This window comes from Herbaspirillum sp. YR522 (assembly GCF_000282575.1).
GTDB lineage: Bacteria > Pseudomonadota > Gammaproteobacteria > Burkholderiales > Burkholderiaceae_D > Herbaspirillum.
In genome coordinates, this window is record NZ_AKJA01000132.1 from 84,998 (window position 1) to 111,773 (window position 26,776).

Annotated in this window: 32 protein-coding genes; 13 read left to right on the forward strand and 19 right to left on the reverse strand. The window is 62.9% G+C overall.

Translation table 11 applies throughout. The annotated features are described in order from the left end of the window. Positions 1-71: 71 nt before the first annotated feature. A complete protein-coding gene (locus tag PMI40_RS18585) occupies positions 72-1,634 on the forward strand; it encodes a M48 family metalloprotease (protein WP_008118520.1) in 1,563 nt (520 codons plus the stop codon). Here the strand turns inward: PMI40_RS18585 and PMI40_RS18590 are convergent. Genes PMI40_RS18590 through PMI40_RS18605 form a run of 4 tightly spaced genes read right to left on the reverse strand, consistent with a single transcriptional unit; the run spans position 1,631 to position 3,940 of the window. Further along, the gene (locus tag PMI40_RS18590; RefSeq protein WP_008118523.1) at positions 1,631-2,230 is read right to left on the reverse strand and encodes a DUF2946 family protein; all 600 of its coding nucleotides are present in this window, start codon (positions 2,228-2,230) and stop codon (positions 1,631-1,633) included. The genes PMI40_RS18585 and PMI40_RS18590 overlap by 4 nt on opposite strands. Next, complete coding sequence (locus tag PMI40_RS18595; protein WP_008118525.1) at positions 2,223-3,236, reverse strand: YheT family hydrolase; 1,014 nt, start codon at positions 3,234-3,236, stop codon at positions 2,223-2,225. The genes PMI40_RS18590 and PMI40_RS18595 overlap by 8 nt, the downstream gene beginning before the upstream one ends. Before the next feature lie 25 nt (positions 3,237-3,261). Further along, positions 3,262-3,699, reverse strand: a complete 438-nt coding sequence (locus PMI40_RS18600; RefSeq protein ID WP_008118527.1) for a nuclear transport factor 2 family protein — start codon at positions 3,697-3,699, stop codon at positions 3,262-3,264. 40 nt (positions 3,700-3,739) lie between these two features. After that, positions 3,740-3,940 carry a zinc-finger domain-containing protein gene (locus PMI40_RS18605; protein WP_008118529.1) on the reverse strand — a complete coding sequence of 67 codons (201 nt, stop codon included), beginning with the start codon at positions 3,938-3,940 and terminating at the stop codon, positions 3,740-3,742. A 158-nt stretch (positions 3,941-4,098) separates the two neighbouring features. On the opposite strand from PMI40_RS18605, the gene PMI40_RS18610 reads away from it, so the two are divergent. The 10 genes from PMI40_RS18610 (at position 4,099) to PMI40_RS18655 (ending at position 13,951) form a co-directional block, all read left to right on the forward strand. Further along, positions 4,099-4,857 carry an AzlC family ABC transporter permease gene (locus PMI40_RS18610; RefSeq protein ID WP_008118531.1) on the forward strand — a complete coding sequence of 253 codons (759 nt, stop codon included), beginning with the start codon at positions 4,099-4,101 and terminating at the stop codon, positions 4,855-4,857. Beyond that, a complete protein-coding gene (locus PMI40_RS18615) occupies positions 4,854-5,180 on the forward strand; it encodes an AzlD domain-containing protein (protein WP_008118533.1) in 327 nt (108 codons plus the stop codon). The genes PMI40_RS18610 and PMI40_RS18615 overlap by 4 nt, the downstream gene beginning before the upstream one ends. Before the next feature lie 172 nt (positions 5,181-5,352). Continuing rightward, positions 5,353-6,543, forward strand: coding sequence for a phosphoglycerate kinase (locus PMI40_RS18620; RefSeq protein WP_008118534.1), 1,191 nt, complete (start codon positions 5,353-5,355; stop codon positions 6,541-6,543). 120 nt (positions 6,544-6,663) lie between these two features. Beyond that, positions 6,664-8,097, forward strand: coding sequence for a pyruvate kinase (gene pyk / locus PMI40_RS18625; RefSeq protein ID WP_008118537.1), 1,434 nt, complete (start codon positions 6,664-6,666; stop codon positions 8,095-8,097). A gap of 25 nt (positions 8,098-8,122) precedes the next feature. Continuing rightward, positions 8,123-9,187, forward strand: coding sequence for a class II fructose-bisphosphate aldolase (gene fba / locus PMI40_RS18630; protein ID WP_008118538.1), 1,065 nt, complete (start codon positions 8,123-8,125; stop codon positions 9,185-9,187). A 79-nt stretch (positions 9,188-9,266) separates the two neighbouring features. Then, positions 9,267-10,163 carry a phosphoribosylaminoimidazolesuccinocarboxamide synthase gene (locus PMI40_RS18635; RefSeq protein WP_008118540.1) on the forward strand — a complete coding sequence of 299 codons (897 nt, stop codon included), beginning with the start codon at positions 9,267-9,269 and terminating at the stop codon, positions 10,161-10,163. Positions 10,164-10,167: 4 nt separating this feature from the next. Continuing rightward, positions 10,168-10,665, forward strand: coding sequence for a 5-(carboxyamino)imidazole ribonucleotide mutase (gene purE, locus PMI40_RS18640; RefSeq protein ID WP_008118542.1), 498 nt, complete (start codon positions 10,168-10,170; stop codon positions 10,663-10,665). After that, a complete protein-coding gene (locus PMI40_RS18645) occupies positions 10,662-11,864 on the forward strand; it encodes a 5-(carboxyamino)imidazole ribonucleotide synthase (RefSeq protein WP_008118544.1) in 1,203 nt (400 codons plus the stop codon). Before purE ends, PMI40_RS18645 begins: the two co-directional genes overlap by 4 nt. Before the next feature lie 16 nt (positions 11,865-11,880). After that, the gene (locus PMI40_RS18650; RefSeq protein ID WP_008118547.1) at positions 11,881-12,924 is read left to right on the forward strand and encodes an L-threonylcarbamoyladenylate synthase; all 1,044 of its coding nucleotides are present in this window, start codon (positions 11,881-11,883) and stop codon (positions 12,922-12,924) included. Between the two features lie 259 nt (positions 12,925-13,183). Further along, positions 13,184-13,951 (forward strand): OmpW family protein, encoded by a 768-nt coding sequence (locus PMI40_RS18655; RefSeq protein ID WP_008118548.1) that lies wholly within the window; start codon positions 13,184-13,186, stop codon positions 13,949-13,951. A 73-nt stretch (positions 13,952-14,024) separates the two neighbouring features. Here PMI40_RS18655 and PMI40_RS18660 read toward each other — a convergent pair whose 3' ends face one another. Then, a complete protein-coding gene (locus PMI40_RS18660; protein WP_008118550.1) occupies positions 14,025-14,534 on the reverse strand; it encodes a flavin reductase family protein in 510 nt (169 codons plus the stop codon). Positions 14,535-14,689: 155 nt separating this feature from the next. Here PMI40_RS18660 and msrA point away from each other — a divergent pair, with 155 nt between their 5' ends. Further along, entirely contained in the window at positions 14,690-15,223 is a 534-nt protein-coding gene (msrA, locus tag PMI40_RS18665) for a peptide-methionine (S)-S-oxide reductase MsrA (protein WP_008118552.1), read from the forward strand. Between the two features lie 76 nt (positions 15,224-15,299). On the opposite strand, the gene PMI40_RS18670 is transcribed toward msrA, so the two are convergent. The 6 genes from PMI40_RS18670 to purB all read right to left on the reverse strand — a co-directional run bounded on the left by PMI40_RS18670 (position 15,300) and on the right by purB (position 21,004). Beyond that, positions 15,300-16,505, reverse strand: a complete 1,206-nt coding sequence (locus tag PMI40_RS18670) for a cyclopropane-fatty-acyl-phospholipid synthase family protein (RefSeq protein ID WP_008118555.1) — start codon at positions 16,503-16,505, stop codon at positions 15,300-15,302. Between the two features lie 95 nt (positions 16,506-16,600). Further along, entirely contained in the window at positions 16,601-17,236 is a 636-nt protein-coding gene (gene pdxH, locus PMI40_RS18675; protein WP_008118557.1) for a pyridoxamine 5'-phosphate oxidase, read from the reverse strand. Positions 17,237-17,469: 233 nt separating this feature from the next. Continuing rightward, positions 17,470-18,045 carry a YceI family protein gene (locus PMI40_RS18680; protein ID WP_008118559.1) on the reverse strand — a complete coding sequence of 192 codons (576 nt, stop codon included), beginning with the start codon at positions 18,043-18,045 and terminating at the stop codon, positions 17,470-17,472. A gap of 72 nt (positions 18,046-18,117) precedes the next feature. Beyond that, the gene (locus PMI40_RS18685; protein WP_008118561.1) at positions 18,118-18,690 is read right to left on the reverse strand and encodes a YceI family protein; all 573 of its coding nucleotides are present in this window, start codon (positions 18,688-18,690) and stop codon (positions 18,118-18,120) included. 59 nt (positions 18,691-18,749) lie between these two features. Beyond that, positions 18,750-19,274 (reverse strand): cytochrome b, encoded by a 525-nt coding sequence (locus PMI40_RS18690; RefSeq protein ID WP_008118563.1) that lies wholly within the window; start codon positions 19,272-19,274, stop codon positions 18,750-18,752. Between the two features lie 362 nt (positions 19,275-19,636). After that, on the reverse strand, positions 19,637-21,004 hold the full coding sequence (gene purB, locus PMI40_RS18695) for an adenylosuccinate lyase (RefSeq protein WP_040502425.1): 1,368 nt from the start codon (positions 21,002-21,004) through the stop codon (positions 19,637-19,639). A 233-nt stretch (positions 21,005-21,237) separates the two neighbouring features. On the opposite strand from purB, the gene PMI40_RS18700 reads away from it, so the two are divergent. Beyond that, positions 21,238-21,852 (forward strand): glutathione S-transferase C-terminal domain-containing protein, encoded by a 615-nt coding sequence (locus PMI40_RS18700; protein WP_008118569.1) that lies wholly within the window; start codon positions 21,238-21,240, stop codon positions 21,850-21,852. Positions 21,853-21,942: 90 nt separating this feature from the next. Here PMI40_RS18700 and bfr read toward each other — a convergent pair whose 3' ends face one another. The 8 genes from bfr to mnmA form a co-directional block, all read right to left on the reverse strand. Next, positions 21,943-22,422: a bacterioferritin gene (bfr, locus tag PMI40_RS18705; RefSeq protein ID WP_008118571.1), complete on the reverse strand. Its 480-nt coding sequence runs from the start codon at positions 22,420-22,422 to the stop codon at positions 21,943-21,945. A gap of 284 nt (positions 22,423-22,706) precedes the next feature. Beyond that, entirely contained in the window at positions 22,707-23,123 is a 417-nt protein-coding gene (locus tag PMI40_RS18710) for a biopolymer transporter ExbD (RefSeq protein ID WP_008118573.1), read from the reverse strand. After that, on the reverse strand, positions 23,123-23,854 hold the full coding sequence (locus PMI40_RS18715; RefSeq protein WP_008118575.1) for a MotA/TolQ/ExbB proton channel family protein: 732 nt from the start codon (positions 23,852-23,854) through the stop codon (positions 23,123-23,125). Before PMI40_RS18715 ends, PMI40_RS18710 begins: the two co-directional genes overlap by 1 nt. A 33-nt stretch (positions 23,855-23,887) precedes the next feature. Next, positions 23,888-24,586 (reverse strand): energy transducer TonB, encoded by a 699-nt coding sequence (locus PMI40_RS18720; protein WP_040502398.1) that lies wholly within the window; start codon positions 24,584-24,586, stop codon positions 23,888-23,890. A 9-nt stretch (positions 24,587-24,595) separates the two neighbouring features. Then, positions 24,596-24,823, reverse strand: coding sequence for a bacterioferritin-associated ferredoxin (locus PMI40_RS23430; protein WP_081496492.1), 228 nt, complete (start codon positions 24,821-24,823; stop codon positions 24,596-24,598). 30 nt (positions 24,824-24,853) lie between these two features. Next, positions 24,854-25,177, reverse strand: a complete 324-nt coding sequence (locus tag PMI40_RS18725) for a hypothetical protein (protein ID WP_008118578.1) — start codon at positions 25,175-25,177, stop codon at positions 24,854-24,856. 97 nt (positions 25,178-25,274) lie between these two features. Continuing rightward, positions 25,275-25,463: a hemin uptake protein HemP gene (hemP, locus tag PMI40_RS18730; RefSeq protein WP_008118581.1), complete on the reverse strand. Its 189-nt coding sequence runs from the start codon at positions 25,461-25,463 to the stop codon at positions 25,275-25,277. Between the two features lie 202 nt (positions 25,464-25,665). Further along, positions 25,666-26,772, reverse strand: coding sequence for a tRNA 2-thiouridine(34) synthase MnmA (mnmA, locus tag PMI40_RS18735; protein ID WP_008118582.1), 1,107 nt, complete (start codon positions 26,770-26,772; stop codon positions 25,666-25,668). Between the last annotated feature and the right edge of the window lie 4 nt (positions 26,773-26,776).

Consider the following 26,776-nt stretch of genomic DNA (forward strand, 5'->3'; position numbering starts at 1 on the left):
GGTATCATAGCAGCCTGTCTCCGGGGCACCGTGCCTCGACCCGACTGGTATTCCTTGTCCAGATATCGCCCATGGCCCGATCCGACCACCCAGCCGTTCGTCATCGTTCCCAGCAGCGCCGTGCCCGCAACGGCCTGGCGCGCACCGTCACGGCCGTCATGCTGCTGCTGGCCAGCGTGCCGTTGACGATGGCCCCCGTCGCCGGCGTGGCGCAGAACCTGCCGACGCTGGGCGACACCGAACGCGAAGCGCTGTCGCCGCTGACCGAGCGCAAGCTGGGCGAGCAGATCATGCGCGATATCCGTGGTGACCGTGACTTCGTCGACGATGGCCCGGTCTCGGAATACCTCAACAACTTCGGCTTGAACCTGGTCTCGCTGCACCCCGAGGTGCGGGGCGAGGCCGGCTTCGACTTCAACTTCTTCATGGTGCGTGACCCGACCCTCAACGCCTTCGCGCTGCCGGGCGGGTTCATCGGTGTCAACAGCGGCCTGGTGGTGGCGGCGCAATCCGAGTCCGAACTGGCCGGGGTGCTGTCGCACGAAATCGGCCACGTGGCGCAGCGCCACATCGCACGCATGCTGGGCCAGCAGAAGCAGAACTCGATGATCCAGCTGGCGGCCATCGTGCTGGGCGCGCTGGCAGGGGTTTCGAAGGCTGGCGGCGACGCCGCCATGGCCACCATGATGGGGGGCACCGGGCTGGCCGTGCAGCGCCAACTCAACTTCAGCCGCGACGCCGAGCGCGAGGCCGACCGTGTGGGCCTGCAGATCATGCGCGATGGCGGTTTCGATCCGACCGGCATGGTCACCTTCTTCGGCCGCCTGCAGGCCGCCTCGCGCAATTTCACCGATGTCGTCCCGCCCTACCTGCTGACGCACCCGCTGACGACCGAACGGATCGCCGACATCGAGGCCCGCATCCGTGACCAGCGCTATCGCCAGCGGCTCGACAGCCCCGATTTCCAACTGGTGCGCGCGCGCACCCAGGTGCTGCAGAACGACTCCAGCCAGGGCCTGCGCGACCAGGCCGAGCGTTTCGCCGGCCAGGCCCGGCAAAACAGCAAGCAGCAGGTGGTGGCGGCCCGCTACGGGCTGGCCTACGTGTATTACCGCCAGAACAAGCTGGAGCAGGCCGAGGATATGCTCCAGCAAGCCATGGACGCGGCCCAGCCGATGAAGCCGGGCATGATGTTCCTGAGCCTGGAAATCGATATCAAGGTCGCGCGCAAGCAGGGGGAGCAGGCCCTGCAACTGGCCGATGCGATGCGCAAGCAGTTTCCGATCTCGCGCGTGGCGGCGCGCCAGTACGCCGACGCCCTGCTGGCCTTGAGGCGCTACGACGAAGCCACGGCCTACCTGCGCGACCAGGCCCAGCTTTATCGCTCCGACCCCCAGATCCAGCAGCGGCTGGCCAAGGTCTACGCGGCGCAGGGCAAGCAGGCACTGCAGCACATGGCGCTGGCCGAATCGTATGCGCTCAACGGCGGCTTGTTGTCGGCGCTGGAGCAACTCAATATCGCGCGCCGGGCGCCCGACGCCACCTTCTACGACCAGGCGATGATCGACGCGCGCGAACGCGAATGGAAGGAGCGTTGGAAGGATGAGTCCAGGGAGCTGAAGGAGCGCAGCTAGCGGGGCAGGGCGACAAAGCCGAAATGCTGCGCCAGCTGGCGCGAATCGGTGGCCTCGACGGCCAGCGATGCGCCTGCCAGCTCCAGCCTCACTTCCTGTCCGTGATCGCCTTCGATCCATTGCAGCAGCGCGTCGTCGTCGCGCCGCCCGGCCACCTTCAGCGCCGGCAGCAACCGCACCATGTCGCGATCGTCGAGAGCACCGGTCCGCGGTCCCTGGCGCAGGTAGAGCCGGCCATTCTCGTCCATGGCGGCGCTGTCCCACTGCGGCACCGGCTCACCCGTATGCAGGACCAGCACCGGTTCGCCCGACGTTGGCGTGGCCTGGGTATGGATGATGAAGGGCGTCAGTTCCAGGTCCACGAAAACCCGCTGCGGCCCATTCTGGAAATACCAGCGGCCCTGTTCGTCGTGGCCGTAGTTGCGGTTGATGAATTCCAGCAACGCGGGATGGACAATGCGCTCGCCGGGCAACGCCAGTTGCTGGGCGCGTTCGTCGCGCATGCGCCAGGCGCCGCGGGCGTCGAGGCGCAGCCAGCCGAAGCAGTGGGGCACATTGGGCCACTTGGCCATGGCCTGGCGCACGACCTCATCCATGGTGGGCCTCCCGGCCGATACCGATCGATGCCGGCGCCGCCGCGACCGGTGCGCCGGCCTTGCCTTCCAGGAAGTCCAGCAGTCGTTGCGGCAGCCAGTCGAGCCGGCCCGGGGCGGCGCCGTTGGCGAAGCCGACATGCCCGCCATGCTCGGGGTAGTCGAGCAATACCTGGGGCGCCGCCGTTTGCGGCAGATGCTGCGCCGGCAGGAAAGGATCGTTACGGGCGTTGAGCACCAGGGTGGGCACGGTGATGTCGTGCAGCACGTGACGCGCACTGGCGCGATGCCAATAGTCATCGGTGTCGCGATAGCCGTGCAGCGGGGCGGTGACCACGTTGTCGAAGGCGTACAGGTCGCGTGCGGCCATGAGCGCCTGGCGATCGAACAGGCCCGGGAACTGCGCCAGCTTCAACAGGCTCTTGCTGCGCATGGTGCGCAGGAACACCCAGGTGTAGAGGCGGTTGAAACCGCTGGCCAATGCCGCGCCGCCGCCGGCCAGGTCGAGCGGCGCCGACACCGCGCAGGCGGCATCGACGATCTCGGCCTGGTGCTGCGATTCGCCCAGCCAGCGCAACAGGGCGTTGCCGCCCAGCGAGACCCCGGTGGCGTAGAAGTGGGTTGCACCCAGGTCCTGCTGGCGTTGCTTGAGGCGGCGCAGGATCCAGTCGAGCTCGGCCGAGTCGCCCGAGTGATAGAAGCGCGGCGCCAGGTTGATCTCGCCCGAGCAACCACGAAAGTGCGGTATCGCGCCATGCCAGCCGCGACGCTTGATCTCGGCCATCAGGGCGCGCGCGTAGTGACTGTCTGAAGAGCCTTCCAGGCCATGGAACAACACCACCAGCGGGCGGCCGGGCAGGCCGTCGACAAAGTCGACGTCGACGAAATCGTCGTCGGGCGCGCTCCAGCGCTCGCGACGAAACGCCACTTCCGGCTTGCGGATGAAGGTCGCCGGGTAGATCGTCTGCAGATGACCGCCGGGCAGCCAGCGGGGCGCAATATAGGGCATGGGTAAGGAGTCGGTGTCGGTCCGCCTAGTGCAGCATGGTGCCGCTGGCGGCGGACTCGACCGGGGCCGCACCGGGTGCCACCGAGGCATGGTGCATCACGATGCGCCAGCCTTGCGTGGTCTTCAGGTAGACGTTGGTCGCCACCACGTGGACGTCGGGCGTGGCGTGTTGCGCGCCGTGGTCGATTTCCTCGATCACGCTATGGACCGAGGTCATCATGTTCTGGGTCGCGTGCAGCTGCCGCGCCCGGATCCGCAGGCCGCCATTGCTGAGGATGTCTTCCCATACCGAGCGGATCTCGGCATGGCCCACCAGGCGCTGGGCGCCCGGGTGGATGCAGACGATCTCCTCGTCCTCGGCCCACAATTCCATCAGGCCATCGAGGTCGGCGCGAGCCAGCGCATCGTAGAACGCGGCTTCGATATCGTCGGGTGAACCATGGATCAGTTTGGCGTGCGGCATTGCAATCTCCGGAAGACAAGGGCCTGGAGCCCCTTCGATCTCAGTGGTGGGAGACCACGCTGCCAGGCTTGAGCTGGTACTGGGTACCGCAGTAAGGACACTTGGCCGCACCGTGGGCGTCCAGTTCGAGGAACACGCGCGGATGCGACGACCAGCTGGTCATGTTGGGATTGGGGCAGTGCGCCGGCAGATCCTTGCCTTCGAGTTGTACCACTGCCTGGGGTGCTTGAGCCTGGCTCATTTTATTCTCCGTGGGGAACGCTGTTTTGGGAACGAAACCTAAGCCGCCATTTTAGCGGATTCAAGCGAGCAAAAACTTTCATCTGTAGAATGTCGGGGCGTAGCCGAGAATGCAGCAGCCCCTGCGCCATCATCGATTTATAAAAATGAGTTCCAACAATGCATGAGGAGACACGCGGCGCTGCATTGGCAGACGCACGCCGCATCGAAAAGGAAGCCTTCCAGGAGGGCTGGCGCGCCAGCGCCTCCACCGTTGCGGCGGTGTTCGCCTGGGGCGTGGTCTCGGGCATGGCCATGGTCAAGTCCGGCATGAGCATCTTCCAGTCGCTGGGCATGAGCCTGATGGTGTTTGCCGGCTCGGCCCAGTTCGCCGTGCTGCCGCTGCTGGTGGCCGGCGCACCGCTACTGGTGGTGTTCTTCACCGCCATGATCGTCAATCTGCGCTTTGTCATCTTTTCTGCCGCCATCGCACCGCATTTCGAGCATCTACCCTGGTACCGCCGGATCTGGTACGGCTATTTCAATGGCGATATCGCCATGGGTTTCTTCCCGCGCCGCTTCGGTCCGGACACGCTGGGCCAGCCGGCAGGCAAGATCGGTTATTTTTCTGCCATCAGCTACCCCGGGTGGTTGGGCTGGCAATTGGGCGCCGTCATCGGCATCCTGCTGGCCAGCCAGATTCCCGAGAGCTGGAATATCGGTTTTGCCGGTACCCTGGCGCTGATCGCCATCATGATCCCGATGACCAACAACCTGGCGGCGCTGGCCGGGGTGGTGGTGTCGGGCGCGGTCGCCGTGCTGGCCATCGGCCTGCCGTACCGCCTGGGATTGCTGCTGGCCATGGTGCTGGGCATGGCGGCCGCCCTGGTGGCCGACAAGTTGCTGTTCCGCAATGCCTCCGACGAGGCCGGGACATGAGCGACTGGTATGTATGGGGTGCGATCGTGCTGATGACGGTGTCGACCCTGATCACCCGCAGCGGCTTCTTCTTGTTCGGGCACGCGGTCAAGCTGCCGCCGCGCCTCAAGCATGCGCTCAGCTACGCGCCGGCAGCGGCCATGGCCGCCATCGTCATCCCGGACCTGGTCGTGGTGGCCGGGACCGGGGCCGATATCAGCCTGGCCAATCCCAAGCTGCTGGCCGGCATCGGCGGCGCGCTTTTCTTTGCTGCGACGCGACATCTCCTGGGAACTATTGTGGCCGGGATGACACTCTTTACAGTGCTGAGGTTGGTGCTCTGAAAAGACGGCATTTCCTTTCGGAAACAGCCGTGTCGAACCGGGCACCATCGCCCTGCGCCCCATGCCAGTCGTAGCGCAGCCGCCGCCCATCCAGGCCCAGAAAAGCGTCAGGAATGCGGCCGGCTGGAGTAAAATACGGCTTTTTTCGCCCCTCTCAACGAATTCCCACCTTATGAAATTCAACCGACTGAGCGACCTGATTTCGACCAACCAACTGCAAGGCAAGCGTGTCTTCATCCGCGCCGATCTGAACGTGCCCCAGGATGATGCCGGCAACATCACCGAAGATACGCGTATTCGCGCCTCGGTACCGGCGATCCGCGATGCCGCCGCCGCCGGTGCCGCAGTGATGGTCACGTCCCACCTGGGACGTCCGGTGGAAGGCGAATTCAAGCCGGAGGATTCCTTGGCACCGGTCGCCAAGCGCCTGTCCGAATTGCTCGGCTTCGAGGTCAAGCTGGTGGCCAACTGGGTCGACGGCGTCGACGTGGCGCCCGGCCAGGTGGTGTTGCTCGAGAACTGCCGTCTCAACCCGGGCGAAAAGAAGAACAGCGACGAGCTGGCGCAGAAGATCGCCAAGCTGTGCGATGTGTATGTCAACGATGCCTTCGGCACCGCCCACCGCGCCGAAGCCACCACCCACGGCGTGGCCAAGTTTGCGCCGGTGGCTTGCGCCGGTCCGCTGCTGGCTGCCGAACTGGATGCCCTGGGCAAGGCATTGAACCAACCCAAGCGTCCGCTGGTGGCCATCGTGGCCGGCTCCAAGGTCTCGACCAAGCTGACCATCCTCAAGACCCTGGCCGACAAGGTCGACCAATTGATCGTCGGCGGCGGCATTGCCAACACCTTCCTGCTGGCGGCCGGCCACAAGATCGGCAAGTCGCTGGCCGAGCCAGACCTGGTGGGCGACGCCCGCGCCATCATCGACCTGATGGCCAAGCGCGGTGCGTCGGTGCCGATCCCGGTCGACGTGGTGGTGGGCAAGGAGTTCTCGCCCACGGCGGCGGCGACCGTCAAGGCGGCCGACGACGTGGCCGACGACGACATGATCTTCGACATCGGCCCCAAGACCGCGGCCCAGCTGGCCGAGCAACTGGGCGGTGCCGGTACCATCGTCTGGAACGGTCCGGTAGGCGTGTTCGAATTCGACCAGTTCGGCAAGGGCACCGAGGTGCTGGCTCAGGCGATCGCCAGGTCCGACGGGTTCTCGATTGCCGGTGGCGGCGACACGCTGGCCGCCATCGCCAAGTACGACATTGCCGACAAGGTCGGCTATATCTCGACCGGTGGCGGTGCTTTCCTGGAATTCCTGGAAGGCAAGCCGTTGCCGGCGGTCGAGATCCTGCTGCAACGCGCACAATAAGCGCGCAGGCCTGGAATCAGCATTACCTGCGGGGGGCAGTCCCCGGATGGGAAACCATGGTCCGGCCGATACCCGGGAGACGGGTTGGTCGGGCTTCCATAACTTGTCGCAAAGGTTTTCATGTCAAGAGCAACAAAAATCGTCGCAACCATCGGTCCTGCTTCCAGCGACCGTGACACCCTGACCCGCATGATCACCGCCGGCGTCGACGTCGTGCGCCTCAATTTTTCGCATGGCAAGCCCCAGGACCACATCGACCGCGCCACGCTGGTGCGCGAAGTGGCCGACGAATGCGGCAAGAAGGTCGCCATCATGGCCGACCTGCAAGGTCCCAAGATCCGCGTGGGCAAGTTCGAACAGGGCAAGATCTTCCTGGCCAATGGCGACAAGTTCATCCTCGATTCCGATTGCCAGCTGGGCAACCAGGAACGCGTAGGCCTGGACTACAAGGCGCTGCCGCGGGACCTCAAGGGCAACGACGTGCTGCTGCTCAATGACGGCCTGATCGTGCTCAAGGTCGAGCGCGTGATCGGCAACGAGATCCACACCGTGGTCAAGATCGGTGGCGAGCTGTCCAACAACAAGGGCATCAACCGCCAGGGCGGCGGCTTGTCGGCGCCGGCCCTGACCGCCAAGGACATGGACGACATCAAGACCGCGATGAGCTTCCAGGCCGACTACGTGGCGGTGTCCTTCCCCAAGAACGCGACCGATATGGAGATGGCGCGCCAGCTGTGCAACGTGGCCGGCGAGCCGTCGGCGCATAAGCCCATGATGATCGCCAAGATCGAACGCGCCGAAGCGATCCCGCTGTTGCAGGAGATCCTCGACGCCTCCGACGGCATCATGGTCGCGCGTGGCGACCTGGCCGTGGAAGTGGGCAATGCCGCGGTGCCCGGGTTGCAGAAGCGGATGATCAAGATGGCACGCGCGTCCAACAAGCTGACCATCACCGCGACCCAGATGATGGAGTCGATGATCGTCAATGCAGTGCCCACGCGCGCGGAGGTGTCGGACGTGGCCAACGCCGTGCTCGACGGCACCGATGCCGTGATGACGTCGGCCGAGACCGCCTCCGGCAAGTATCCGGTCGAGACCGTCGAGGCGATGGCCGCGATCTGCCTGGAAGCCGAACGCTCCGAGGATTACCAGCTCGACGCCGATTTCCTCAACCTGCGCTTTACCCGGGTCGACCAGTCGATTGCCTACGGTGCGCTGTTTACCGCCCATCACCTGCGGGTCAAGGCGATCGCCGCCCTCACCGAATCCGGTTCGACGGCGCTGTGGATGAGCCGTCACAACATCGATATCCCGATTTTCGCGATTACCCCGAATGTCGCCACCCGCCGCAAGGCCGCCTTGTTTCGCAACGTGCGCACCTTCGAGCTGGCCCAGTGCGTCGACACCGAAACCATGCTCAAGGCCGCGCAGGACCTGCTGCTCGAGCAAGGCGTGGTACAGAAGGGCGATCATGTCGTCGTTACCTGGGGCGAGCCCATCGGCCAGGTCGGCGGCACCAATGCCTTGAAGATCCTCAAGGTAGGCGAGTACTGATTTTTAACGTTCTGGAGTTCAACTCATGCCTCTCGTATCCATGCGTCAATTGCTGGACCACGCTGCTGAAAACGGCTACGGTCTGCCAGCATTCAACGTCAACAACCTGGAACAAGTCACCGCCATCATGCAGGCGGCCGACGAAGTTGGCGCGCCAGTCATCATGCAAGCCTCGGCAGGCGCGCGCAAATACGCCGGCGAAGCTTTCCTGCGCCACCTGATCTCGGCGGCGGTCGAGGCCTATCCGCACATTCCGGTGGTGATGCACCAGGATCACGGCCAGTCGCCGGCGGTCTGCATGGCCGCGATCCGCTCGGGATTCTCGTCGGTGATGATGGACGGTTCGCTCGAAGCCGACGGCAAGTCGGTCGCCAGCTATGAGTACAACGTCGAAGTCTCGCGCAAGGTGGTCGAGTTCTCGCACGCCATCGGCGTGACCGTCGAAGCCGAACTGGGCGTACTGGGTTCGCTCGAGACCATGAAGGGCGACAAGGAAGACGGCCATGGCGCCGACGGCACCATGACCCGTGAGCAGCTGCTGACCGATGTCGACCAGGCCGCCGACTTCGTCAAGCAGACCCAGTGCGACGCGCTGGCCATCGCCATCGGCACCTCGCACGGCGCCTACAAGTTCTCGCGCAAGCCGACCGGCGACATCCTGGCCATCGACCGCATCAAGGAAATCCACGCGCGTATCCCCAATACCCACCTGGTGATGCACGGTTCGTCGTCGGTGCCGCAGGAGCTGCTGGCCGAGATCCGCGAATTCGGTGGCAACATGAAGGAAACCTACGGCGTGCCGGTCGAAGAGATCCAGGAAGGCATCAAGCACGGCGTGCGCAAGATCAACATCGACACCGACATCCGCCTGGCGATGACCGGCGCCATCCGCCGCTTCTTCATCGAGAATCCCGAGAAGTTCGACCCGCGCGACTACCTCAAGCCGGCACGCGAAGCCGCCAAGCTGGTGTGCAAGGCGCGTTTCCTGTCGTTCGGCTGCGAAGGCCAGGCTGCCAAGATCAAGGCGCTGTCGCTGGACAAGATCGCAGAGAAGTACAAGAAGGGTGAGCTGTCGCAGATCGTGCAGTAACCATCTGCAGTTCACGCATCAACCGACCGGAGTCGCCGATCATGGCGATTCCGGTTTTTGACTTTACGGAAATACCACCATGAGCAGCCTCTACAAATCCTCGATCACCTCACTGCCACTGCTTGGCACCGGCAAGGTCCGCGAAAACTACGCCGTCGGCGACGACAAGTTGCTGATCGTGACCACGGACCGCCTGTCGGCCTTCGACGTCGTCATGAACGAGCCGATTCCGGGCAAGGGCCGGGTCTTGAACCAGATGAGCGATTTCTGGTTCGACAAGCTGGGTCACATCGTGCCGAACCACCTGACCGGCATCGATCCGGAATCGGTAGTGGCACCGGGCGAAGTGGAACAGGTACGAGGACGTGCCGTGGTGGCCAAGCGCTTGAAGCCGATCCTGGTCGAGGCCGTGGTGCGCGGTTACATCATCGGCTCGGGCTGGAAGGACTACCAGGCCACGGGCGCGATCTGCGGCATCAAGCTGCCTGCCGGCCTGCAGCAGGCGTCCAAGCTGGAAGCCCCGATCTTTACGCCGGCGGCCAAGGCCGAGCTGGGTGAGCACGACGAGAACATCTCGTTCGACGAGACCGTCGAGCGCATCGGCGCAGAACTGGCCAACAAGATCCGCGATGTGGCCATCGCGTTGTATGTGGCGGCCGCCGACTACGCCGCCACGCGCGGCATCATCATCGCCGACACCAAGTTCGAGTTCGGCCTGGACGACAATGGCGTGCTGCATCTGATGGATGAAGTGCTGACCGCCGACTCGTCGCGCTTCTGGCCCGCCGACAGCTACAGGGTCGGGATCTCGCCGCCGTCGTTCGACAAGCAGTTCGTGCGCGACTACCTGGAAACGGTCGACGGCTGGCAGAAGACGCCACCGGCGCCTGCGCTGCCGGCCGATGTGATCGAAAAGACCGGCGCCAAGTACCGCGAGGCGCTGGAGCGCCTGACCGGCCAACAACTCAAGGATTGACATCATGAATGCACCTGTCAAGCCGGTCGTGGGCGTGGTCATGGGTTCGTCGTCCGACTGGGATGTGATGCAGCACGCGGTCAACATCCTCAAGGAATTCGGCGTTGCCCATGAAGCCCAGGTCGTATCGGCGCACCGCATGCCGGACCAGATGTTCGCCTATGCCGAGACCGCCCGCCAACGTGGCTTGCGCGCCATCATTGCCGGCGCTGGCGGCGCCGCCCACCTGCCGGGCATGATCGCGGCCAAGACCATCGTGCCGGTGCTGGGCGTGCCGGTGCCGTCGAAATACCTGCGCGGCGAGGATTCGCTGCTGTCGATCGTGCAGATGCCCAAGGGCATTCCGGTGGCCACCTATGCCATCGGCGAAGCCGGCGCGGCCAATGCCGCCTTGTCGGCCATCGCCATGATGGCCGTCACCGACGATGCCCTGGCGGCCAAGCTGGAAGCGTTCCGCAAGACCCAGACGCAAGTCGCCCTCGATATGAAATTGCCCGTATGACCTCGCAGTCCGCTCAACCGTCCCACCGTCCGGCCGTTCCCTCCACCACCCCCGCCACCTGGCTGGGCGTGATGGGCGGCGGCCAGCTGGGCCGCATGTTCGCCCATGCCGCGCAAGCCATGGGTTTCAAGGTGGCCGTGCTGGAACAGGACGGCAACTGCCCGGCCGGGCAGGTCGCCGATCGCCTGTTGCAGGCGCCGTACGACGATGCCCCGGCCCTGGCCGAGATGGGCAGCCTGTGCGCGGCCGTCACGACCGAGTTCGAAAACGTGTCGGCCAGCAGCTTGTCGCAACTGGCCGGCCGGACCTTCGTGGCACCGGCCGCCAGCGGCGTCTCGATCGCCCAGGACCGCACCGCCGAGAAGGCCTTCTTCACCGAATGCGGCAGTCGCTCCGGGGTGTTGCCGGCGCCGCACCGGGTGATCCAGGGCGAAGCCGATATCGCCGGCGTCGCCGACGACCTGCTGCCGGGCATTCTCAAGACCGCGCGCATGGGCTACGACGGCAAGGGCCAGGTGCGGGTGCGCACGCGCGACGAGCTGCGCTCGGCCTATGCCGGCATGAACGGCGTGACCTGCGTGCTGGAGAAGATGCTGCCGCTGGCCTATGAGGTCTCGGTGCTGGTGGCGCGTGGCGATGATGGCCAGGCAGTGGTGTACCCGATCGCCGAGAACGTGCATCGCGACGGCATCCTGTTTACCACCACCGTACCCGGTCCCAACATTGCCGCCGATGTCGCCCGGCGCGCGCAGCAGGCGGCCTTGCAGATCATCGACGGGCTGCACTATGTGGGTGTGCTGTGCATCGAGTTCTTCGTGCTGCAGGATGGCGCCCTGGTGGTCAACGAGATGGCACCGCGGCCGCATAACAGTGGCCATTACACCATCGATGCCTGCGTCACCAGCCAGTTCGAGCAGCAGGTGCGGGCCATGGCGCGCCTGCCGTTGGGCGATACCCGCCAGCATTCGGCGGCGGTGATGCTCAATATCCTGGGCGATATCTGGTTCGACGGCGACACCGTGCGTGAGCCGGCATGGGACCAGGTGCTGGCGCTGGCGGGTGCGCACCTGCACCTGTATGGCAAGGCCGAGGCGCGACGCGACCGCAAGATGGGGCACGTCACCTTTACCGGTGCCACGCTGGAGGCGGCGCAGCAGCAACTGCTGGCCGCCTGTGCCATCCTGGGCATCCGGGCCTGAAACCGGCAGGACCGTCATGAACCAAGACCGACAGAACCCGCCGGCCATCGACCAGGCCGCCATCGCACTGGCCGCGCGCCAGCTCGAACAGGGCGCGCTGGTGGCTTTTCCCACCGAGACGGTGTATGGCCTGGGCGGCGACGCCGAGAATCCAGCGGCGATCGCGGCCATCTACGCGGCCAAGGGGCGGCCGGCCAATCACCCGGTGATCGTGCATGTCGCGCCCGAGGCCGATATCGCTTACTGGGCCGCGACGGTGCCGGTCGAGGCCAGGCAACTGATTGCCGCCTTCTGGCCCGGTCCGCTGACCCTGATCCTCAAGCGTGCCGCGCATATCCCGGATGCCGTCGCCGGCGGCCAGGATTCGGTCGGGTTGCGTTGTCCGGCGCATCCGGTCGCACAGGCCTTGTTGCGCGAGTTCCGGGGCGGCAAAGGCGGCGTGGCGGGGCCCTCGGCCAACAAGTTCGGTCACGTCAGCCCGACCACTGCGGCCCATGTGCGGGAAGAGTTCGGCCAAGGCGCCGGCAGTCCATTGGCCTATGTGCTCGATGGCGGACAGAGCGAGGTCGGGATCGAATCGACCATCGTCGACCTCAGCCGTATCGACACCCATGGCCCGGTGCTGTTGCGCCCAGGCCAGATCAGCGCGGCGCAGATCGCCGCCGTGCTGGGCGTGACGCCGCGCTTGCCGGATGCCGGCGCGCCGCGCGCCTCCGGCACCCTGGATGCGCACTACGCGCCGCACACGCCAGTGGTCCAGGTGGCCGCTGCCGATCTCGACGATGTGCTGCGGCGCCTGGCCGGGAAGGGACGGCGAGTGGCTTTGATCCATCGCCGGCCAGGCCACGGTGATGTCCTGGCGCAGCGCCCGATGCCGGCCGAGGCAAACGCGTATGCCCATGACCTGTATGCCGCGCTGCGCGACATGGACCACACGGGCGCCGACCTGATCGTGGTGGAGGCGCCACCCACCGACACACAGTGGCAAGGCATCAATGATCGATTGCGCCGCGCGGCCTTCGATTCGCAAGGGATACTGGCGCGGTTGCTGGAGCATTGATGCTGTCGTTGCTGACTGCATGGTCAGTAACGGTTGCCAAAAGAAGACAAAATGCCGCATCACGCGACGCCGTCTATACAAATCGTTACAAAGCTGGCATATTAACGCCGAAGAATAGCACGCGCGTTCTTTTTGAACGCAGTGCCAGGATCAAGAAAAATACAATAACGAAAGCGGAGAGCCATCCGCAGTATTGCCCGCCGATGCAGCGACCGGGAATAACAAAGTTGGGCATATGCCCTCAACCATGGAGACAACAATGCAGAACCAATTTTCCTTCTTGCCGAAGATCGCCGCACTGACCGTGATGGCCGCTTGTGCTGCCCCTGTCATGGCGCAGCAGGCTGGTGACAACGTCATCGGCGTGGGCTGGTTTCACCTGACTCCACAGGATTCGAGCGAAGGCCTGACCGGCACCGGTGGTGCAGTCAATGGCGTGTCGCGTCCGAACTCCCATTCCACGGTCAGCAATGCCGACACGCTGGGCCTGGCCTTCACCCACTTCTTTACCGACAACGTGGCGCTGACGCTGGATGCCGGTATCCCCCCCAAGTTCCGCCTGAGCGGGCAGGGCGACCTGGCAGGATTGGGTCAGCTGGGTAGCGCCAAGCAGTGGAGCCCGGCGCTGGTGGCCAAGTATTACTTCGGCACGCCGCAGAGCACCTTCCGTCCGTTCCTGGGCGCTGGCGTGACCTACGTGTGGTATTCGGACGTGAGCCTGACGCCGCAATTCCAGAGTGCCGCAGCCGGTGCCAGCATCAACCCGGCCCTGGCCGGCGGTACCGCGACGGCTTCCTTGAGCAGCTCCTGGGCACCGGTGGTCTCGGCAGGCGCCAACTACAACTTCAACAAGAACTGGTCACTCGGCTTCTCGGTGTCGTACATCAAGCTCAAGACCGATGCCGACATCACGGCCACCCCGACCGCGACCGGTCGTGCAGTGCTGGGTTCGGCGCCGCTGCGCTATCGCACCTCCATCACGCTGGATCCGATCGTCACCTTCCTGTCGCTGAACTACAAGTTCTGATTCTGCAAGATCGTCGTCGAGAAAAAAGCGCCCCAAGGGGCGCTTTTTGCATCCGGCCGGTCGCCACGCCCTGTCATCCGGCGTCGGTCTTGATGAAGCGCCCGTTGTGAAACACCAGTGCCGGCTGCGGGCGTACCTCGCAATGTTCGACTTCACCGACGAAGATGATGTGGTCACCCTCGGGGTACTGGCTGCGGTTATGGCATTCGAACCAGGCCGAGACGCCGTCGAGCACCGGCTGCCCGGTGCGCGACAGGGTATAGTCAACGCCGGCGAAACGGTCTTCGACCTTGCTGGCGAATTGCTGTGCCAGGTGAGCCTGCTCGGCGCCCAGGATATTGATCACGTAGTGTGAATTGCCGCTGAACACCGGCAGGCTGTTGGCGCGCGTACCCAGGCTCCACAGCACCAGCGGCGGATCCAGCGACACCGAGTTGAAGGAGCTGGCGGTGAGGCCAAGCAAGCTGCCATCGGCCAGCCGGGTGGTGATCACGGTGACGCCAGTGGCGAATTGCGATAGCGCCTGGCGAAAATGACCGGCATCGAATTGGCGCGTGTCGGCGCGTGGATAACGTGTGTGCATCAGTGAGCGAAATGGGCAGGGGCAGAGATACCTGGCGTCATGATACCGGATCGCGACGACCCTGGCCCGTCGGCGGCGCGGGCGCCGGCATTGCAATTGTCCGGTCGGCCCCGATTTACGTTACAGTTTCAACACAGGAATAACGGGAGTCGATCATGGCAAGCCAAATCGCGGTATTGGGTGGAGGCTGCTTCTGGTGTCTGGAAGCGGTGTACCAGCAGGTCAAGGGAGTCACGGCAGTGGAATCGGGTTATACCGGCGGCAGCGTGCAGAACCCCAGCTACGAGCAGGTCTGCGGCGGCCAGACCGGGCATGCCGAAGTGGTGCGGCTGAGCTTCGATGCCGAAGTGATCAGCTTTCGCGAGTTGCTGGAGATCTTCTTCACGATCCACGACCCGACCACGCTCAACCGCCAGGGCAACGATGTCGGCACCCAATACCGGTCGGTGATCTATTACCAGGACCAGCAGCAGCATGAAGTCGCCAAAAAGGTCATGGCCGAGATGGCGCTGGTATGGGATGCCCCCATCGTGACCGAACTGAGCCCGCCCGACACCTATTACAGGGCCGAGGACTACCATCAGGATTACTTCCGCCAGCATCCCTTCCAGGGATACTGCGCCTTCGTGGTGGCCCCCAAGCTGGCCAAGTTCAGGCAGGTGTTCGCCGCCAAGAGCCGCGACGACTGAGCCGCCACCGGCGCGCCATGAAAAAAGGACAGCCGGCTGTGCGCCGCTGTCCTTTTTTCATCCGCTGGCCGCCGCTTCAATGGTGGTAGATATAGTTGCGCGACCATGGCAGGCCCTGCGCGCCACGACCGGCCTTGGTGCAGACGATCTGGTACAGCGAGATCCAGTCGCTGTCGAAGGCATAAGCGCTGCCGGCCAGATAAACGCGCCAGATACGGTAGCGCCGTTCATCGGTCACGCGCCGGATGGCCTCGGTGTTGGATTCGAAGTTCTCGGCCCAGACACTGCAGGTGCGAGCGTAGTGGCGGCGCAGGTTCTCGACATCGAAGGCTTCCAGCCCGCCTTGCTGCAAGGTGTGCAGCACGGTGCTGATGTGCGGCAACTCGCCGGCCGGGAAGACATATTTGTCGATGAATTCACCGGCGCCGTAGGGCGACTCGCCATTGTTGATGTCGGTGCTGGTGATGCCATGGTTCATGGCCATGCCGTCGTCGGCCAGCAGCTTGTTGATCTGGCTGAAATACATCGGCAGGTTCTTGATGCCGACATGCTCGAACATGCCCACGCTGGTGATGCGGTCGAAGCTGCCGGTGACATCGCGATAATCCTGCAGCCTGATCTCGATACGGTCGGACAGCCCCGCTTGCTCGACGCGCTCGCGGGCCAGGTCGTACTGGTTCTGGGACAGCGTCACGCCCACGCAGCGGGCGCCGTATTTCTGGGCCGCGCGCAACACCAGCGCCCCCCAGCCGCAACCGATGTCGAGCAGCGTCTGCCCGGGCTGGAGCCGGATCTTGTCGAGGATGTGGTCGATCTTCTTGACCTGCGCCGTGGCCAGGTCCTCGTCGCCGTTCTCGAAGTAGGCGCACGAATACACCATGTTGGGGTCCAGGAACAGCTTGTAGAAGTCGTTGGAGACGTCGTAGTGATACTGGATCGCCTCGGCGTCCTTCTTCTTGGAGTGTGCCACGCTGCGCACCAGGCGGCCGAACTTGCCTTCGGCCTTGAGCGTGTTGGAGGCCAGCGCGCTGGCCACGCTGATGATGTTCTTGACCGCACCCTCGACCTCGATCTTGCCTTCGACGTAGGCTTCGCCCAGGTTGGACAGCGACGGGTTGAGCAGCGAGGTGATGGCCGAGGCCTGCGGCACCTTGAGGGTCACTTCGGGTGCGCCATTGCCGAAGTCATATTGCTGGCCGTTCCATAGGACCAATCGCAGGGGCAGCGCGGATGCGGTGCGTATGCTGTCTACCCAGGCGTCAAGCTTCTTTTCCCAAAACACGATTTTCCTCCGCGTAGTGACGTGAATGCTTGCAGTGTCCGGCACCGCCATGTCGATGGCGCCGGACCTTCACAACCCCGCGAATCGTGTTCGCTTCAGGGTTGCAGGCGTTGCCGCTGCCAGGCGCCGCTATCGCCGCGAACGTAAAGTACGCGGTCGTGCATGCGCGAGGGACGGCCTTGCCAAAATTCGATGCGCTCCGGGATCACACGGTAGCCGCCCCAGTGCGCGGGGCGCTGCGGATGTTGGCCGGATTGCTGCGTCGTCGTTTCGAATTGCCGTTCCAGGGTGGCGCGGTCTGCCACCGGTTGGCTCTGGCTGGAAGCAATCGCTCCCAGCTGGCTGGCCAGTGGACGACTCGAGAAATACGTATCGCTCTCTTCGCGGGTGACGCGTTCGATCTTGCCCTCGATACGCACCTGGCGTTCGAGTTCGACCCAATGGAACAGCAACGCGACAAATGGGTTGGCGGCGACTTCCCTTCCCTTGCGGCTGTCGTAGTTGGTAAACCAGGTAAAGCCGTTCTGATCGAATTGCTTGATCAGGACGATGCGCGAAGACGGTCTTCCATCGGGCCCGACAGTGGCAACGCTCATCGCGTTGGGTTCGGGTATCTGTGCTTTGATCGCTTCATCGAACCAGGTTGCAAATTGCGCAATCGGATCGGCGGCGACTTCGAGTTCGGACAAACTGGCGCGGCTGTAGTCTTTACGGAGGTCTGCTATCGACATGCTACTTGGTCCTTTTGGAACAGCGCTAGAGTAGCGCGTTTTGAAAAGTTCTGCAGGCAAGCAGAACAGTGAATGCGAGCCATTGTGCGCCAAGCGGCGCCTTGATTCAATGATCCGGGACAAGTGCGATGCAGGCCGATGAGTTGTCGAGGTGCGCGCCAGGCCGTGCGCGTCGCCCATGAAAAAGCCGGCGCCAAGGCGCCGGCTCCAGGACCCGCAACTGCGCGAGTCGATCAGTTGGTCTTGACCGCTTCGACCTGGATGGCCAGCTTGGTCTGGGTCGAGAAACCATACTTGACGCCATAGTCGATGCCGAAGTCGGCGCGATCGAAGGTGGCCGACGCGTCGCCGCCGCACACTTCACGCTTCAACATCGGGTGCTGGATGCACTTGAACTTGTTCAGTGTCAGGGTCACGGGCTTGGTCACGCCGTGCAGGGTCAGGGTGCCTTCGACAGACGCCGGCTGGTCGCCGTCGAACTTGATCGCAGTACCCTTGTAGACAGCGGTCGGGAACTTGGCCACGTCGAACATTTCGGCGCTCTTGGCATGATCGTTCATCTTGGTGTTGCCGAAGTCGATCGATGCGGCGTCGATGGTGATATCGACGGTGCCGGTCTTGGCCGCGCGATCCAGGGTCACGGTGCCGCTGGTCTTGGTGAACTTGCCGCGCCAGACCGACACGCCCATGTGGTCAGCCTCGAAGCTGGGGTAGGTGTGGCTGGGATCGATCGAGTAGGTGTCTGCGGCAAAGGCCGAGCCGACGGTGCCGGCGGCGATCAGGGCGAGGAGGGCGTGGTTCAGTTTCATTTATCGTTCCTTAGGTAAGTCCGCTTCGGGGGATGCGGGGTGTTTATCCGATGACTGCGTGGTGGGCGGGTGTCAGGGCGTGGCGACGATGTGGAACTTGATGCTGACTTCGTCGGCCACCATGCCGGTGTCCTTCCATTCGCCCTCACCGATGTTATAGGTCAGGCGCTTGATCGGCAGGGTGCCGTCGAATACCTGGCCGGCGCCTTCCTTCTTGACCGCCAGCGGGAAGGACACGTCGGTGCTCTTGCCCTTGATGGTCAGCTTGCCGGCCACATCGAAGCGGGTGCCGGCGGCGGCGCCCGCACTGGGCTTGATGGAGCTGGTCACGAACGTGGCCTTGGGAAACTGGGCGCCGTTGAACCATTCCTTCTTCTGCACTTCCTTGTTGTACTCGGCGTCGCCCAGGTCGAAGCTGGTGACGTCGATGTCGACGCTGGCGCGCCCTTCGGCCGGCTTGGCCGGATCGAAGTCGAGGGTGGCGGTGAATTTCTTGAACTTGGCTTCCACCGGTACGTTCAACTGCTTGAAGGTGGCGCTGACGGCGCTCTTGGTCGCATCGACCTTGAGCGGAGCGGCGTGGGCCGCGCCCGCCAGCGTCAGGGCGACTGCGACCAGGGTGGAGTTGAGCAGGTGCTTTGTCATGGATGATCTCGTCGGACTAGGGGCTGGTTGGACCAGCGTTAAGTGATTGACGTTGAACGTCATGGAAGGATGCGACGGAACAGATTGTCGCGATCGATGAATTGGTGCTTGAGGGCGGCCAGTACATGCAGGCAGAACGCGGCCAGCAGCGTCATGTTGAGCACATAGTGCAGGTCCTTGAGCCAGGGCTTGAGTTCTGGATTGGGGGCCATGAAGACCGGCAGCGGCACGATGCCCAGGTACACCACCGGCACGCCGGCCGACAGGCTGTAGACGTAGCCGGAAACGGGAATGGCGAACATCAGCACGTACAGCGCCACATGCATCCAGTGCGCCATTGCCTGTTGCCACGTCGGCATGTGCGCCGGATAGGCCGGCGCCTGGTGCGTCAGGCGCCACAGCAACCGCAGGCAGGCCAGGGCCAGCACGGTCACGCCGATCCATTTGTGCCACGAGAAGTATTTGAGCTTGGTCGGGGTCAGGCCCGGGATATTGACCATGGTCAAGCCCAGTCCGAAGGCCGAGATGATCAGCAGGGCGATGAGCCAATGGAGCAGCACGGCGGGTTTGGTATAGCGATCCATAGCGAGCGAATTTTATTGTTGCGGTTGGAGCCATGCGTGGCAGATTGGTTTCTGGCGAAGCCAGGCTCGCGATCCGGTGAGGTTATAGTCAATGCAGAGCTATCGGGGTGCGTTGCATCATGCCACTTTTTTTCAGATTGTGAGTATAAATACGTTTGGAGCACTGCATTACCTATCCAAATCGAATTTCACTAGTCCGTTTTTGTTGACAATCCAGCCGTGGCCGCACGCCGAGGCCGCCTCCGTTCTGGATGTCGCGCGCCCAATAAAAATGGCGCACCGGATGGTGCGCCATTGAACGGCAGGCGGGACGATTTGCGAGCCGGCGGCAGCCAAGGGCCGCCGCTGCGCCATCGACCTGGTCAGATTGCCTTGGCCAGCGCCACGGCACTGCCGATGTAATTACCTGGCGTCATCGCCAGCAGGTGATCGCGGGCGTGCTGCGGAATGGCCAGGCCATTGATGAAATCACGCAGGCCATCCTTGGAGATGCCCTTGCCGCGTGTCAGTTCCTTGAGCTGCTCGTACGGATTCTCGATGCCATAGCGGCGCATCACGGTCTGGATCGGCTCGGCCAGCACTTCCCAGGTAGCGTCGAGGTCATCGGCCAGGCGCTGCGGGTTCACTTCGAGCTTGTTGAGGCCGCGCAGGCAGCTGTCATAGGCCAGCAGGGTATAACCGAAACCGACACCGATATTGCGCAGTACGGTGGAGTCGGTCAGGTCGCGCTGCCAGCGCGATACCGGCAACTTCTCGGATAGGTGCTTGAGCACCGCGTTGGCCATGCCCAGGTTGCCTTCCGAGTTTTCGAAATCGATCGGGTTGACCTTGTGCGGCATGGTCGAGGAGCCGATTTCACCGGCCTTGGTTCGCTGCTTGAAATAACCCAGCGAGATATAACCCCAGATATCGCGGTTCAGGTCCAGCAACACGGTGTTGGCGCGGGCGAAGGCATCGAACAGTTCAGCCATGTAGTCATGTGGTTCGATCTGGATGGTGTACGGGTTGAACACCAGGCCCAGGCGCTGCTCGACCACGCTCTGCGAAAAACCGGCCCAGTCGAGCTCGGGGTAGGCCGACAGGTGCGCATTGTAGTTGCCGACGGCGCCGTTCATCTTGCCCAGGATCTCGACCCCGGCGATGCGCTTGATGGCGCGCTGCAGGCGGGCCACGACGTTGGCCATTTCCTTGCCCAGCGTCGTCGGGCTGGCGGGCTGGCCGTGGGTGCGCGATATCATCGGCAGCGCCGCGTGTTCGTGCGCCAGCTCGGTCAGCTTGGCGACCAGGCCTTGCAGCGCGGGCAGCATGACGTTGTCGCGGGCAGTCTTGAGCATCATGCCATGCGAGGTATTGTTGATGTCTTCCGAAGTGCAGGCGAAATGGATGAATTCGGAGGCGGCCACCAGCTCGGGCACGTCCTTTACCTTTTCCTTGAGCCAGTATTCGACTGCCTTGACGTCGTGGTTGGTGACGGCTTCGATTTCCTTGATGCGGGCCGCATCGGCTTCGGTGAAGTCGGCTGCCAGCTTGTCCAGCAGGGCGCTGGCGGCGGCAGGGAACGGCTTGATCTCGTCCAGGCCCGCTTCGGACAGCGCTTGCAGCCACGCGATCTCGACCTTGACGCGGTGGTGCATGAAACCGGCTTCGGACAGGATGGGGCGCAGCTTGTCGGTCTTGGAAGCGTAGCGGCCGTCCAGGGGGGACAGGGCAGAGAGAGCGGAGAGGGACATGATCGGAACGGAAGAGATGCGTTGATTGAAGATTGGCGGGAATGCGACCTTGATCGACATTCGTACCCGAATCGCCTGAACCGGGATTTTACCATCGGCCGCCAGCGCGGCCCAGTTCTGCCGCTGCCCCGCTGCCCCGCTGCCCCGCTGCCCCGCTGCGTCACGCAGCTGCCGGGCCGATTGAGCCATCGGTGCCGATGCTATAATCGCGGCGGATCATTACTCTAAATATTATGCTCAAGCTCATTGGCTCTTACAGTAGTCCGTACGTACGTAAAGTACGCGTCGTGATGGCCGAGAAAAAAATCGATCACGAATTCCTGCTTGAGGATGTCTGGAGTGCCGCTACCACGATCCAGAAGAGCAATCCTCTGGGCAAGGTGCCGTGCCTGCTGATGGACGACGGCGGTGCCATGTTCGATTCGCGCGTCATTGCCGAATATCTCGATACCTTGACCCCGGTATGCAAGCTGCTGCCTCCGCACGGCCGGGATCGCGCCGAGATCAAGTGCTGGGAAGCACTGGCCGATGGCCTGATGGACGCGGCCGTGCTGGTGCGTATCGAGAAGACCTTGCGTCCCACCAAGCAGCAGAGCCCCGAATGGATCAAGCGCCAGTGGAGCAAGGTCGAGGCCTCGCTGCGGGCGATGGCCGAAGGCCTGGGTGAAAAGCCGTTCTGCGTGGGCAATCACTACACCTTGGCCGATGTCGCCGTCGGCTGTGCGCTCGGTTGGCTGGCGTTCCGTTTCCCGGACCTGGCCTGGCGCGAAGACTATCCCGCCCTGGCCAAGCTGTTCGACAAGCTTTCCGAGCGGCAATCCTTCAAGGACACCACTCCTCGCGGTTGAGCCAGGCACGCCGCCAATGCAAAACGCGCTTCATGGGAAGCGCGTTTTTTTACGCCTGCCGGATCGGGCGACGATCGCGGCCAGCCTGCATCAACCCTCGCTGGGCGACATCTGGCTCTGCAGATAATTCTGGATGCCGACCTTGGAGATCAGGTCGAGCTGGGTTTCGAGCCAATCGATATGTTCTTCGGTGTCGTCCAGGATCATCAGGAACAGGTCGCGCGAGACATAGTCGCCGTGCTGTTCCGAAGTGGCGATGCCTTCCTTGACGGTCTTGTGGGCAGCGCGTTCCAGCTTCAGGTCGCATTCCAGCATTTCGGCCGTGTTCTCGCCGATCATCAGCTTGTGCAGCGCTTGCAGGTTGGGCAGGCCGTCGAGCATCAGGATGCGGTCGATCAGCTTGTCGGCATGTTTCATCTCGCCGATCGATTCGGCATATTCCTTGGCGGCAATCTTGTCGAAGCCCCAATGCTTGTACATGCGCGCGTGCAGGAAATATTGATTGATCGCGGAAAGCTCGTTGGTCAATTGCGCATTGAGCAACTTGATGACTGCTGGATCGCCTTTCATGGGAACCTCTGGAAAATGTTGTTGAGTGCGGTACGCCGTGCAGGACCGGTTGTCGATGTGTCCATTGTTTGCAGCAGGCGGGAACGGCCGAATCTTAACGCAGGCGTTTCGAATCTTCACCATTAATTAGCGCGAATCATTCTTGCCCGTGTTTGAGTCGTGGCTGGCGCGGCGCCGGCCGGTGCTCGGGCAGGGCCCAAGAAACGGATAAAGCCTCCGACGCCGAAGGCGCGGGAGGCTTTATCGTGCAACCGGCGAAGGCTTGCCGGTCACCAGCGAGAGGCTTATTTCTTCTCGGGATCGGTCACGAAGCCGATCTTGCCGAGTCCGCCGGACTGGGCTGCGGCCATTACCTGCGCCACCTTTTCATACTGGGTGGTGCGTTCGGCGCGCAGATGCAGTTCCGGTTGCGGCTGCTTTTGCGCCGCGGCGGCAATACGCACGCTCAACTGGTTGCTATCGATCTTTTCTTCGTTCCAGAACACGTCGCCACCGGCATCGATGGAAAGATTGATGCTTTCCGGCTTGACGTCGTCAGGCTGGCTGCTGGCCTTGGGCAGGTCGATCTTCACCGCATGGTTCATCACCGGAATGGTGATGATGAAGATGATCAGCAGTACCAGCATCACGTCGACCAGCGGCGTGGTGTTGATTTCCGGGTTGAAGTCGTCGTCCGAGTCGGACAGTGAACCCATTGCCATTACGCTCTCCCGACAGCTGCCAGCTTGGCCTTGGTGCCGTTTTTCTCGGATTCTTCCGATGCTGCACGGGAGCCGGTGACAAACAGCGCATGCAGGTCGAAGCCGAACTTGTTCAACTTGGCGATGGTGGTCTTGTTGCCGCGTACCAGCGCGTTGTAACCGAAGGTGGCGGGAATCGCCACGGCCAGGCCCAGTGCGGTCATGATCAGGGCTTCGCCCACGGGACCGGCGACCTTGTCGATGCTGGCCTGGCCGCTGGTGCCGATCGATACCAGCGCGTGGTAGATGCCCCAGACGGTGCCGAACAGGCCGACGAACGGCGCCGTCGAACCCACCGATGCCAGCACGGCCATGCCCGTCTGCAGCTTGCCCGACGCTTCATCGATGGCCTGGCGCAGCGACAACGTGACCCAATCGCTGACCGACAACTGGTCATGCAGGTGACCCTTGTGTGCGGTGTGATGACTCATGGCGGTCACGCCGGCCTTGGCCACTTCGGAAAACGGGTTTTCGGAACCCAGCGTGGCCACGCCTTCCGGCAGGCTGGTGGTGTCCCAGAATTGATGACCGGCGGCTTCCGATGCCTTGCGGAAGCGCAGCAGCTGAAATGCCTTGGTGATGATCACGTACCACGACGCGATCGACATGGCCAACAACAGGACGGCGACGCCCTTGGTGACGAAATCTCCTTGTGCCCAAAGGCTTTCCAATCCGTACGGACTAACTTCCATGATGACTTCCTTAGCTACTGTGATGGTTAAAAATCAGTTCAACTTGAAGGCAATGCTGCCGGTGGTGGCGACGACGATGGCACGGCCATCCTCGATATAGGGTTTGTAGACCGCGCGCATCACGGCGCGGCGCGCCTCTTCGTCCAGTCGCGGAAAACCCGACGACTTGGTGATCTCGACCTTCTCGGCGCGGCCGCTGGTGTTGACCGTTACCTTGAAGTTCACCACGCCTTCTTCACCCATGCGGCGCGATACGGCTGGATAGTTGGAACGCGGCGGCTCGATGTATTCGATGCCGGAGGTGATCTGCTTGGGCAGCACCGGCCCTGGTGGGGCGGCCGGGGCCGGCGTCGGCGCGGCGGCTACCTGCGGTGCCGGCTCGGCCGGCGCCGGCGGCTGTGGCGGTGCGGTGATGGCAGTCGGCGCCGGTGCTTCCGTGACCGGGATCGGCTTGGGGGGCTGCACTACCTTCTTGACCGTCTTGACCACCTTCGGCGGGGTCGGCTCGGCCTTGGGGGGCGCCGGTTCGGGCGCCTTCTCGGGCACGATGAAGGTAGCGATCACTTCTTTCGGGATGGTGCTGGCGACCTGGTGGATCAGGCCGCTCTGGAGCGCATAGAAGAAGGCGGCGTGCAACAGGATGATCAGGCCAAGGGGGCCGATCTTCTTGACCTGGCGCATCAGCGCACTGGGGGAACCGTTACTCATAAAAGGAGATGGAATGGCGTTCATGAATTCTAACTACGCTGCTGCCATCGATGCATGGAAGATCACCGGGCGCGCGTTTTGATGTGCTTGATTGGTCTTGCTGAGACATTCACGGAGGACATTCTTGGCGCAAGAATGGCATTTGCCGCAGCAAGTGCCAACGCCGAGTTGCTCGCGCAACTCGGCCATGGACGTCATGCCTGCATCAACCGCCTGATGGATCTTGCCTTCGGAGATGTTATTACAAACACATACGATCATTGTACGCCTTGCCGCCTGTTTTATCAGGCCCTATGCCGATCTCGCCCCAGATACGATGCGCGAGAAGAAGTTGAATTTCTCAGGCTGAGGCATCGTCCGTTCGACTACTGTGGCCCACTGTTCCGACAATTGCTGGCATGTTGCCCGCAATACCGGCGCCAGGTTGGGCAGGTCCGCCAGCGCCTTGAGGTGCCTTTCGATGACTGACGCCAGTTTGACGCAGCTCTGCGAGCCCTGCTGGTTGTTGGCGGTGTAGTGCGACATCAGATGCAGTACGGCAGAAACCAGAAGTTCAGGTTGGGCCGGCGCGCTGTTGGGTTCCACGAAGGCAGGTTGCATATTGTCGGTAACCATCAAAGTCTCCTCACTTGGCTAGCTTTGCTGGCTCACGTCAACACCACATCAACGCTGGCTGGCCGGTTATCTACCGTACATATCGATCACTACCGCCTCAGGCGGTCAGGATCAGCTTGTTCAGCTGGGTCAAACGCAATTTGTAGATGCGCCCGCCATGGTCGATCTCGAGCTCGCGCATTTGTCGGAACAGGTCCGTGCTCTTGATACGGGTAATCGGAGTACCGTTGGCGGTCGTTCCGGGCTTGTTGCGACGGTCCACACCGTGATCATTCAGTTGGCTCATGACACCTCCTATTAAATGCGAACAATTCTTATTTAGATTATTTGTCATTTGCGCCGAGAATGCAAGGTTTTTATCAATGAGATTGATTATTTTTATCGTCTCGAGTTTCCGCGCGCCACGCGAGGGTGGGATTTGGTTGTCAAAATGAAAACGCCCCGCAGCCGGATGGCATGCGGGGCGTCGTTTGTTGATCGGCGCAAACTCAGTCGGTGCGGGCACCGCTTTCGATGATGCCGCCACCCAGGCAGATCTCGCCGTCGTACAGTACTGCCGACTGGCCGGGAGTGACTGCCCATTGCGGAGTGTCGAATTCCAACGAGAATTGGCCCTCGCCGCCGGTGAACGCGCAGGCCACGTCGCTTTGCCGGTAGCGGGTCTTGGCCGACAGCGCCCCGGCAGCGGGGGGCTGGCCGGCAATCCAGCTGAGCTGGCCGGCCTGCAGCGAAGGCGACAGCAGCCACGGGTGGTCGTGGCCCTGGACGATATAGAGCGTATTGGCATCCACATCCTTGCGGGCGACATACCAGGCATCGCTGGTGCCCTGCGCGTTCTGGTGCGCCTTGATACCGCCGATGCCGATGCCCTTGCGCTGCCCCAGCGTATAGAACGACAGGCCGACGTGCTGGCCGACGGTATCGCCCTCGGCGGTCTTGATCGGCCCCGGCTGGTAGGACAGGTAGCGGTTCAGGAATTCGCGGAAAGGGCGTTCGCCGATGAAGCAGATCCCGGTCGAATCCTTCTTCCTGGCATTGGGCAGCTTCAGCTCTTCGGCGATGCGACGTACCTCGGTCTTGTGCAGCTCGCCCAGCGGGAACACGGTGCGCGACAGTTGCGCCTGGTTCAGGCGGTGCAGGAAGTAGCTCTGGTCCTTGCTGGCGTCGAGCGCCTTGAGCAGTTCGAAATGGCCGGCGGCGTTCTGGCGTACCCGCGCATAATGGCCGGTGGCGATGAAGTCGGCACCCAGCTTCATGGCATGATCGAGAAAGGCCTTGAACTTGATCTCGGCATTGCACAGCACATCGGGGTTGGGGGTGCGCCCGGCCTGGTACTCGCGCAGGAACTCGGCGAATACCCGGTCCTTGTACTCGGACGCGAAATTGACGGCCTCGATATCCACGCCGACCACATCGGCCACGCTGACGGCATCGATCCAGTCCTCGCGGGTCGAGCAATACTCCGAATCGTCGTCATCTTCCCAGTTCTTCATGAACAGCCCGATGACTTCATACCCCTGCTGCTTCAGCAGCCAGGCCGAGACCGATGAATCGACCCCGCCCGACATGCCGATGACCACTCTTTTCTTGCTCATATCA